This is a genomic window from Helicobacter sp. UBA3407, assembly GCF_949747025.1.
In the GTDB taxonomy this organism is placed as follows: Bacteria; Campylobacterota; Campylobacteria; order Campylobacterales; family Helicobacteraceae; genus Helicobacter_D; species Helicobacter_D ganmani.
In genome coordinates, this window is record NZ_CATKCB010000066.1 from 1 (window position 1) to 9846 (window position 9846).

Annotated in this window: 8 protein-coding genes and 1 pseudogene; all 9 read left to right on the forward strand. The window is 37.7% G+C overall.

The features are described 5' to 3' along the window. Positions 1–559: pseudogene (locus Q1553_RS01355) on the forward strand (hypothetical protein); the annotation flags it as partial. After that, positions 559–3033 carry an NADH-quinone oxidoreductase subunit G gene (locus Q1553_RS01360; protein ID WP_300842694.1) on the forward strand — a complete coding sequence of 825 codons (2475 nt, stop codon included), beginning with the start codon at positions 559–561 and terminating at the stop codon, positions 3031–3033. The pseudogene Q1553_RS01355 and the gene Q1553_RS01360, both read left to right, overlap by 1 nt. Beyond that, on the forward strand, positions 3030–4025 hold the full coding sequence (gene nuoH, locus Q1553_RS01365) for an NADH-quinone oxidoreductase subunit NuoH (protein WP_115552225.1): 996 nt from the start codon (positions 3030–3032) through the stop codon (positions 4023–4025). The genes Q1553_RS01360 and nuoH overlap by 4 nt, the downstream gene beginning before the upstream one ends. Beyond that, entirely contained in the window at positions 4022–4672 is a 651-nt protein-coding gene (nuoI, locus tag Q1553_RS01370; protein WP_245944293.1) for an NADH-quinone oxidoreductase subunit NuoI, read from the forward strand. The genes nuoH and nuoI overlap by 4 nt, the downstream gene beginning before the upstream one ends. Beyond that, positions 4665–5231, forward strand: a complete 567-nt coding sequence (locus Q1553_RS01375) for an NADH-quinone oxidoreductase subunit J (protein ID WP_115552223.1) — start codon at positions 4665–4667, stop codon at positions 5229–5231. Before nuoI ends, Q1553_RS01375 begins: the two co-directional genes overlap by 8 nt. Then, entirely contained in the window at positions 5218–5520 is a 303-nt protein-coding gene (gene nuoK / locus Q1553_RS01380; protein ID WP_115552222.1) for an NADH-quinone oxidoreductase subunit NuoK, read from the forward strand. The genes Q1553_RS01375 and nuoK overlap by 14 nt, the downstream gene beginning before the upstream one ends. 2 nt (positions 5521–5522) lie before the next feature. Further along, positions 5523–7391, forward strand: coding sequence for an NADH-quinone oxidoreductase subunit L (nuoL, locus tag Q1553_RS01385; protein ID WP_300667818.1), 1869 nt, complete (start codon positions 5523–5525; stop codon positions 7389–7391). Then, a complete protein-coding gene (locus Q1553_RS01390; protein WP_297570408.1) occupies positions 7376–9034 on the forward strand; it encodes an NADH-quinone oxidoreductase subunit M in 1659 nt (552 codons plus the stop codon). The genes nuoL and Q1553_RS01390 overlap by 16 nt, the downstream gene beginning before the upstream one ends. Next, positions 9035–9846: proton-conducting transporter membrane subunit (locus tag Q1553_RS01395; protein WP_300842695.1), on the forward strand; the 812-nt coding region annotated here is incomplete at its 3' end.

Sequence of the window (9846 nt, forward strand, 5' to 3'; positions counted from 1 at the left end):
ATTTGTGGAATCCTTAGATGTGGGGTATTTGTCTTCTGAATGTAATTTGGCAGAAGAAGAATTGGAACAGATTGCACAAAGTTTTCAATCACGAAAAAATGTGCTTGTGTTGGGGAGAGATTTAAGCACACACAAGAGAGCGCGTAATATTGGAAAGATTCTAGCACTTTTGAGTAATGCGCTAAATCAAATAGAAATTGTATTTTTAGAATCTGCACCCAAAGAGATAGAGACTCAAAAAAAGACTTGCATAGACGCATTGGACGAATTAGAGTGTTATGACGGATTAGTAGCGTATTTGCAAACCAAAGCATTAAGAGAGCCAATCTTGGAGGTTTCTAAACAATTTAGTCAAGTAAGCAAGATACAAGAGGAATCAGAAATTGAAGTACAACTAATACAATCAGATAAAATAATACAAGTTAAACTGCGTAAGAATATGCAATTAAAAGGTATGGTTGGGATTTTGTGGATTCCACAAACATTGAATTTTCAAGACTTTTGGGATTTAAAATATGAATTTTGCTATAAAAAAGTCAAAATAAGCAAGGTGGCATAATGGAAAAAATAAAAGTAACGATTGAGGGTTGTGAGATTCTTTGTGAAGAGGGCGAGAGCATTTTGAATGCCGCGCGTGCCAATGAAGTGTTTATTCCCGCGATTTGTTATCTTTCTTGTGCATCTCCTACGCTTGCGTGTAAAATGTGTATGGTAGAGGCGGATGGCAAACGCGTGTATGCGTGTAATGCAAAAGTAAAGGAGGGTATGCAAATCTTGGTAAATACCAAAGAAATTGAAGAAGAGCGCAAAGCAATTATGCAAGCGTATGTTGTAAATCACCCTTTGCAGTGCGGAGTATGCGACAAAAGCGGTGAATGTGAATTGCAAAATTACACACATTATGTAGGCGTAGATGAGCAGAATTATGCGATGAAAGATGATGAGAAGAAATTTGATTCTTGGGGTAAGGCAGTTTATGACCCAAATCTTTGTATTGTATGTGAACGTTGCGTAACACTCTGTAAAGATAAAATTGGTAAATCTCACATTAAAGCCCAAAAACGCGAAGGTGATATGCCGTCTAAAGAATATAAAGATATTATGCCAAAAGATGCTTATGGGGTTTGGACGAAATTCAAAAAATCCTTGATAGGACTAAATGGTGTGGAGGCAGAAGCGTGCGCTGATTGTGCGGAGTGTGTCAGTGTATGCCCCGTAGGTGCGCTCACGATTGGGCATTTTCAGTATCGTTCCAATGCGTGGGAGTTAGAGAAAATCCCTAGCACTTGTGTGCATTGCGGTAATGGTTGTGCGCTGACCTATGAAGTGAAGCAAAGCGGAATCGGAGGAGATGAAAGAAAGGTATATCGCGTCAGTAGTGATTGGAATTTTTCTACACTTTGTCCTGCGGGAAGATTGGGCTTTGATGTGAATAATCAGCAAGTCCAAAAAGATAAGGAAGCTTTCAACGCAAGCATTGCCGCCTTTAAAGAAGCACAAACGATTCGTTTTGCAGGAAATATAAGCAACGAGGAAGCTTTGATTTTACAGAATCTAAAAGAAAAGTTTGGTTATAAGTTGGTATGTGAGGAAGTTTATCCTTTTAAAAGATTTTTAGATTCTTATTTGAAAGTTAGTGGCTCGTTAGGAAACGCAAATCAAAAAGATATTACACAAAGCACTTTTGTTATGTGCTTTGGTGGAGCATTGAGCTATGATATGCCTGTGGTTACACATAAAATTAACAATGCAATGAAACAGAATAAAGGCGCGAATTTAGCGTATTTTCACACAATGCAAGATGTTGTTGTGAATCGTTTTGTAAAAACCACAATTAATGGAATCTATAAACCAAATAGCGAAGAAGCCCTTGCATTGTTGTTGGCAAGTGTGTGTATTCCAAGAGAGCAAATGCCTCTTTCTTTGAAATCACAAATTGAACGATACGAACGCAAAGAAATGCAGACAATTACAAAAGAAGTCAAAAAGAAAGTTAAGGTAAAAGAGCTAGACAAAGAGGGTAATGTTGTCTTAGACGAGGAGGGTAATGAAAAATTTATAGAAAAAGAGGAAGTAGAAAAAATCGCACAAGAAGTAGAAGTTATCACAAGTGCATTGTATGATTATTGCGGTGGCTTGAAAGAATCCATAGAAGCGACAAAGAATGGAATACAGGGCGCAAAGAATCCGATTTTGATTGTCGGATTTGATGTGTATCGTGCGAAAAATTCCGAAAATATTGCAAAAATCTTGGGCTATATTGAAAATTTGAGTATGGTTAAGATTCTATTGCTTCCACCTACGACAAATGCATTAGGTATTGCTTTGATTTGTGAGTTAGATAAAGAGGGCGTGGGATATAGTATTGGCTACAATGCGCAAGGGCATTATAGAATCGGCGTGGGTGCAGAAAACTCTCTACAAATGCCTTATCTAAATGAGCAAGAAGGCACATTGGTAAATGTGGATAAAAGGGTTGTGCCTTTAACTCCTGCAACGTCTTATAATGGATATGAATTAAATGATATTGCCAAAGTGCTGGGGCTAGAATACGAATCCACGATAGATTACACATCGGAATTATCCATAGAAAAAGGCTTTAAAAGTGTAGAATACGATGATTTGAAGTTTGGATTTTTAAACGATGGCTCTGAAGTGCGTGGGTATTTGTTGGGAGTTCATTTCCCAAAAGAACCTTTAGAGATTTCGCCAATAGAATTGACAGAGTTGGAATCCTATAATCTCTATGCGCGCAATCCGATTGCACATTTTTCAGAAAGCACTTTGCAATCTGCATATCTGGATACTAAAAATGGATTGCAATGCAGTGAAGCATACGCTCAAAAGCTTGGAATTAACGCAGGAGATAAGGTGGAAGTGCGTTTTGCAAATGGAGAAGTGGTAGAAACCTTAGCGATTCTTGATAAAGGAATGGAGGGTGAATTTGCAGCACTTGGCGTGTGCGAATTTGAGGAATTTAAACTTTTTCCAACAACGCGTTATGCGAATGTTTCTTTAAAGGTTTTGGTATGAATTATATTATTGAGACGCTGATTAAAATTTTACTTGTCGTGCTGATTTTTTCAGCATTGGCAGGTTTTACGACTTATGTAGAGCGCAAGATTCTAGCTTTTTTCCAACGTCGTTTAGGTCCAACGATGGTGGGACCTTTTGGGGTTTTGCAGATTTTAGCCGATGGGATTAAGCTTTTTACCAAAGAAGATATTGTGCCAAGTGGAGCAAATCGCCTTATCTTTAGAATCGCACCAACAATTACAGCAGCAACCGCTTTTATCGCAATGGCTCCAATTCCATTTTTTCCTGAATTTGAGCTTTTTGGTTATACCATTCAACCTATCATTTCAGATATTAATGTCGGGATTCTATTTGTGCTTGGTGTTGGGGCTGCTGGCTTATATGGTCCTTTGCTGGGTGGTATTAGCGCAAATAGTAAATGGTCTATTTTGGGGGCAGCAAGAACAGCGGTGCAATTACTTAGTTTTGAAGTTGTTTCTGGGTTATCTCTTTTGGCGCCTTTAATGTTAGTTGGCTCTTTATCCTTGATTGATATTAACAATTATCAAGGAGGAGGAATCACAAATTGGCTGATATTTTCACAGCCTCTAGCGTTTGTTTTATTTTTGTTTGCTGGTTATGCAGAGCTTAATAGGACACCCTTTGATTTGCTAGAACACGAAGCGGAAATTGTTGCGGGATATGCGACAGAATATGCGGGAATGCGTTGGGGAATGTTTTTTATTGGTGAATATGCAAGTATGATTGCATTGTCTTTTGTTGTGTCTTTGATTTTCCTAGGTGGTTTTAATCCGCTTGGATTCATTCCCGGAGGAATCGCAATTATCTTAAAAGTCAGTTTTCTTATCTTTTTATTTATGTGGGCAAGAGCAGCTTATCCTCATATTCGCCCAGACCAACTTATGGGTTTATGTTGGAGAGTCTTATTTCCGCTCGCACTTTTAAATGTTTTTGTTACGGGTATCATTTGTTTAGGAGGTGGAAATTGAGTAAATATATCAAGATTGTTGAGCAAACACCTCTCTTGAGTAATGCGCAAAAGTTTGTGAGGTTTTGGAATCGCGCATTAAAGGGTGAATTGTTTGTAGGCTTGTGGCTTGTATTTAAGGAGTTTTACAAGGCGCAAATCCACACTGTGCAATATCCATTAGAAAAATTACCATTAAGTCCGCGTTATCGTGCAGTGCATGAGCTAAAACGTTTGCTTGAAAGCGGAAACGAGCGATGTATTGGTTGCGGATTATGTGAAAAGATTTGTGTGGCAAATTGCATTCGTATGGAAACAGGATATGGTGAGGATAGACGCAAAAAAGTCTTTGAATATAGCATTAACTTTGGGCGATGTATTTATTGCGGATTGTGTGCAGAGGTTTGCCCTGAACTTGCGATTGTGCATGGAAAGAGATACGAGAATGCAAGCGAACAAAGAGCGTCTTTTGCTTTGAAAAATGATATGCTAACACCGATTGATAAAGTGTTAAGCGGGCGGGATTCTGAATTTAGCGGTGTTGGAAGCATAAGCGTAGATGCGGATAAACATATTAAGCTCACCCCTTTGAAATATTTAGAAGAGACAGATGAAAATGCAATAAAAACAACCGCAGAAATAAAACAAAAGGAGGAAGTCAATGCTTGAAGCCATTGCGTTTTACACATTTTGCGCTTTAACTTTAGCAATGTTTTTGGTCGTGGTTACAACGCGCAATATCCTTTATGCCTTAAGTGCATTGGCGGCGGGAATGATTTTTGTTTCTGCTTTTTTCTTTTTGCTTGGAGCAGAATTTTTGGGTGTTGTGCAAATTGTCGTTTATACGGGAGCGGTCATTGCGCTTTATGCTTTTGCGATGATGTTTTTTGATGCTCAAAAATTACAAAATGAAAAAATTGCGAATCCTAGAGTTTTGTTTGTCTTAAGCGGTTTGGGGGCATTACTGCTTGTTATTGTGGTTGTTGCTCCGATTATTACGCAGAATCTTGCAACTTTAGAAGCTGTGATTCCACCACAAGAGGGTGTGGGAAATGTGCAAATGGTAGGCTATGTGCTTTTTACAAAATTTCTGATTCCTTTTGAAATTGCGGCAATGATGTTGCTTGTAGCAATGATTGCGGGAATTGTGCTAGCTGGCAAAGGAATGCATTATTCTCTAACCTTAAATGAGCAAGCACCAAAAGGAGAGCAAGATGATAACGCTTAATCATTATTTGATTTTATCTAGTCTTATGTTTATGATTGGCGTCTTTGGAATGCTTAGACGCAAAAATTTACTAATGTTATTTTTTGCAACAGAGATTTTGTTAAGCTCTGTAAATGTCGGATTCGTCGCCGTTGGAAAATATCTCGGGGATTTAAATGGACAAATGTTTGCATTCTTTATTCTCGCTGTTGCGGCAAGCGAAGTTGCAATTGGGGTAGGGTTGCTTATTGCTTGGTATAAAAAGCATCATACATTAGATTTAGATAAATTACAAATTATGGAAGGCTAAGTATGGAAGCGATTTTATATATTGCATTGTTTGCGCCATTGGTGGGTTCATTGTTTGGGATTCCATTTGCTTCAAAGCAGAAGTTGATTAGTGTTGGAATCTTTGCTTCCTTGATGTTGGGATTTTCATTTCTAGCCTCTGCATTGCTTTTTGTGCATACATTACAAGGTGGTGTTGTCAAAGTAATACTAATGGATTGGATTGGAGCTGGGGGACTTTATATTCCTTTTGGATTTTTAGTAGATAGTGTTAGTGCGACAATGATATTTGTAGTAACGCTTGTTTCTTTGTGCGTGCATATCTATTCTATTGGTTATATGAGCCACGATAAAAGTTTCAATAGATTCTTTATTTATTTGAGTGCTTTCGTCTTTTCTATGCTGATTTTGGTTATGAGTGATAACTTTGCAGGATTATTCATTGGCTGGGAAGGCGTTGGACTTTGTTCTTGGATGTTGATTGGATTTTGGTATGAGCGTGATTCTGCTTCTTTTGCAGCAAATGAAGCCTTTATTATGAATAGAATCGCTGACCTTGGAATGTTGCTTGGAATCTTTTTAATCTATTGGACTTTTGGCACTTTGAGCTATGAAGAAGTTTTAAGTAGTGTGTATGAAGCACCCAAAGGGATTTTAATAGCAATTGGGATTCTACTTTTTGTGGGTGCAATGGGTAAAAGTGCGCAATTTCCTTTGCATACTTGGCTCGCAGATGCGATGGAAGGTCCAACCCCTGTTTCTGCATTAATCCACGCGGCAACAATGGTAACTGCTGGAGTTTATTTAGTGATTCGGGCGAATCCACTTTATACAATGATTCCTGAAATTGGCTTTTTAATTGCGAGTTTAGGAGCATTTGTAGCACTTTTTGCTGCAACTATGGCATTAGTGAATAAGGATTTGAAACGTATTATCGCATATTCTACTCTTTCGCAGTTAGGTTATATGTTTGTTGCAGCAGGATTAGAGGCTTATTGGATTGCTCTTTTTCACCTTGCGACTCACGCTTTTTTTAAATCTTTGTTGTTCTTGGGAGCTGGAAATGTAATGCACGCTATGCACGATAAATTGGATATTTCAAAAATGGGAGCACTTTATCGTCCCCTTAAAATTACTGCAATTTTGATGATTTTAGCGTCTATTGCCTTAGCGGGAATCTATCCGTTCTCTGGATTTTTCTCCAAAGATAAAATCTTGGAAGCTGCATTCGGTTCTGGAGCTTATATCTTATGGGGAATATTATTGTTGGGTGCGTTTTTAACTGCATTTTATAGCTTCCGACTGATTATGCTTGTATTTTTTGGCGAGAAAAAGCACGAAGAAGAGCATCCCCATGAGGCTTATCCTTATATGCTTTATGCTATGTTGCCGCTTGGAATCTTGGCGGTATTTGCGGGATTCTTTGAGCCAACTTTTCATCATTTTGTTACGCAAACCCTGCCTGATTTTAGCGCAAATTTGGAATCTCAAACCATTTGGAATCTTATTTTCTTGACTTCTTTTGTGGCTTTAAGTGGGATTGCATTTGCGGTGTTAAAATACAAAAAAGGTGGTTTTTCTTCTAAATGGCAGGAAACTTTTATTTATCAACTCTTAAGCCATCAGTATTATATTCCTATGCTGTATGATAGGCTGTTTATACAGAATTATATTAGGCTTGCCAAAGTTGCTTGGTTGATTGATAAGTGTGTGGTAGATTTCGTAGTAGATATGATTGCAAGATTCCTTAATAGTAGCGGAGAAAGTATGCAATGGATTCAAGGTGGGAATCTTTCTAAAATGTTAAAAATTATGTTTTTTGGTGTGGTAGTTTTATTGCTACTTGTATTAATATTTTTTGTTTGTATGGAGGCAGTATGGACTACCTTTTAACTTTGCTTATCTTTTTCCCATTCATTGGCGCAATTTTAGCAATTGGCATTAAAGAGAATCTTAAAGCTTACGCAGTCGTTATTAGCTTTATTGAGCTAGGGTTGGCATTGCTTTTATGGTATAGCTTTGATAGAGAAGCAGACGGATTTCAGTTTGTTACTTCGCTTCCTTTAGTGGTTAATTTTGGTATCAGTTATCTTGTGGGTGTAGATGGAATCTCTCTCTTTTTGATTGTGTTAAGTGCATTGATTAGTTTAATAGGCTTCATTTATTTGAATGAAACACAAGAAACCAAAAAGCTTATCCTTTCGCTTTTATGTCTTGAAAGCATAATGATTGGCGTATTTTGCGCATTGGATATGATTTTGTTTTATATCTTTTGGGAATTGTCTTTAGTGCCAATGCTTTATATTATTGGTGCTTGGGGAAGTGGTAGTAGAATCTATGCCGCTGTGAAGTTTTTCTTATATACCTTTTTGGGTTCAATGATTATGCTAATTGGAATCTTGTTTTTAACGTATTATTACTTTAGCGTGAGTGGGGTTTGGACATTTTCTCTGTTGGAATGGTATAGTTTAAGCCTTATCCCAGAGGATTTGCAAATAATGTTATTCCTTGCATTCTTTTGCGGTTTGGCAGTCAAAGTGCCGATGTTTCCTTTCCATACTTGGTTGCCTTATGCGCACGGACAAGCACCGACAATTGGTTCTATTATCCTTGCGGCTGTGCTTTTAAAAATGGGAACTTATGGCTTTGTACGTTTCTCTTTGCCGCTTTTTCCTGATGCGAGTGTGGCTTTATTAATGCCTGTTGCCATTTTGTCTTTAATTATGATTGTTTATGGCGCAATGGTGGCATTTGCGCAAGAGGATATGAAGCAAGTGGTGGCTTATAGCTCTATTTCACATATGGGTGTGATTATGATTGGAATCTTCGCGCTAAATATGGAGGGGATTTCCGGGTCTGTCTTTTTTATGTTAAGTCATGGGATTATCAGTGGCGCGCTGTTTATGCTTGTAGGAATGATTTATGAGAGAAGGCATACCAAAATGATTGCCGAGTTTGGCGGAATCGCAAAGGTAATGCCTAATTATGCTGCAATTTTTGGGATTATGATGATGGCTTCAGCGGGACTTCCTTTGACAATGGGATTCGTAGGGGAATTTTTATCTTTGCTTGGGTTTTTCCAAATCTCTCCAATTCTTGCAGGAGTTGCGGGAATTAGCATTATTGTAGGTGCAATTTATATGCTCAATCTCTATCGCAAGGCATTTTATGGAAAAGTTATAAATCAAGAAAATTTAAAATTACAAGATTTGGATAAACGTGAATGGAGTGCCTTGCTACCATTGGTTGCGATTGTGATTTGGCTTGGTGTGTATCCTAAGCCGATTTTAACACCCATCAATAAAGGTGTAGAAAATATGCTTGCAGTAATGTATTCTCGTGTGGTAGCTCCAGAAACTAAAGCATTTTTAGGGATAGATTTAGAGCTATCAGAATTCTTACAACAGGGAGAAAGCTCAAATATAGAAAATCTTGAAAATTTAGAAAATTCCCAAGAGGAAAAGAAAGATTCACAAGAAGCAATAAAAGAAAATAATGCAACGAATGCAGAATCTTTGCAAGAGGAGGGGAGATAGATGTTAGAAACTTTTAGTATTCCATTGGAGAGTTTAAATATTTTCAGTATCTTTCCTATGCTTATTACGATTGTTGGGGGGCTTTTGATTTTGGTTGTGGATATGTGCTTAAAAAATGCAAATAAACAACTTTATACTATGCTTACGATTTTGTTTTTGGGGCTTAGTTTGGGTTATATCACATTTTTTAGCATCAATGGGGAAAGAGCCTTTTTTGATTTGATTGCGATAGATGGATTCTCGCTTTTAGGACAAATGATTATTCTAGTTTCTGCGATTTTGTTTGTGCCTTTGACTTTGAGTTATAACCGATTCCACGAGTTTGCTTATCCAGAATATTATGCACTCTTTTTATTTATGTGTGCAGGATTCCAATTTATGGTAAGTAGCGACCATTTAATCGTTATTTTCTTGGGGTTAGAAACAGCTTCCCTTGCGCTCTATACTCTGATTGCTATGCACAATCGAGCGACTGCTTTTGAGGCAGCAATCAAATACTTTACAATGGGTTCTTTGTCTGCGGGTTGTTTCGCCTTTGGTTCTATGTTGTTTTATGCGGCAAGCGGACATTTGGATTTAGAAGGCATTAGAAATGTGCTAGAAGCACACGATTATGAGCCTTTTTATTTGGTTTTAAGTGGTGTAGTATTTTTTATCGCTTCCATTGGATTCAAAGCCTCTTTAGTGCCTTTCCATACTTGGACGCCAGATGTTTATGAGGGTTCTAACTCTTTTTTGGCAGGCTTTATGTCTATTGCTCCCAAAATTGCAGCATTGGTAGTTGCGATTAGAATTTTTAGTATTTTTGTAGA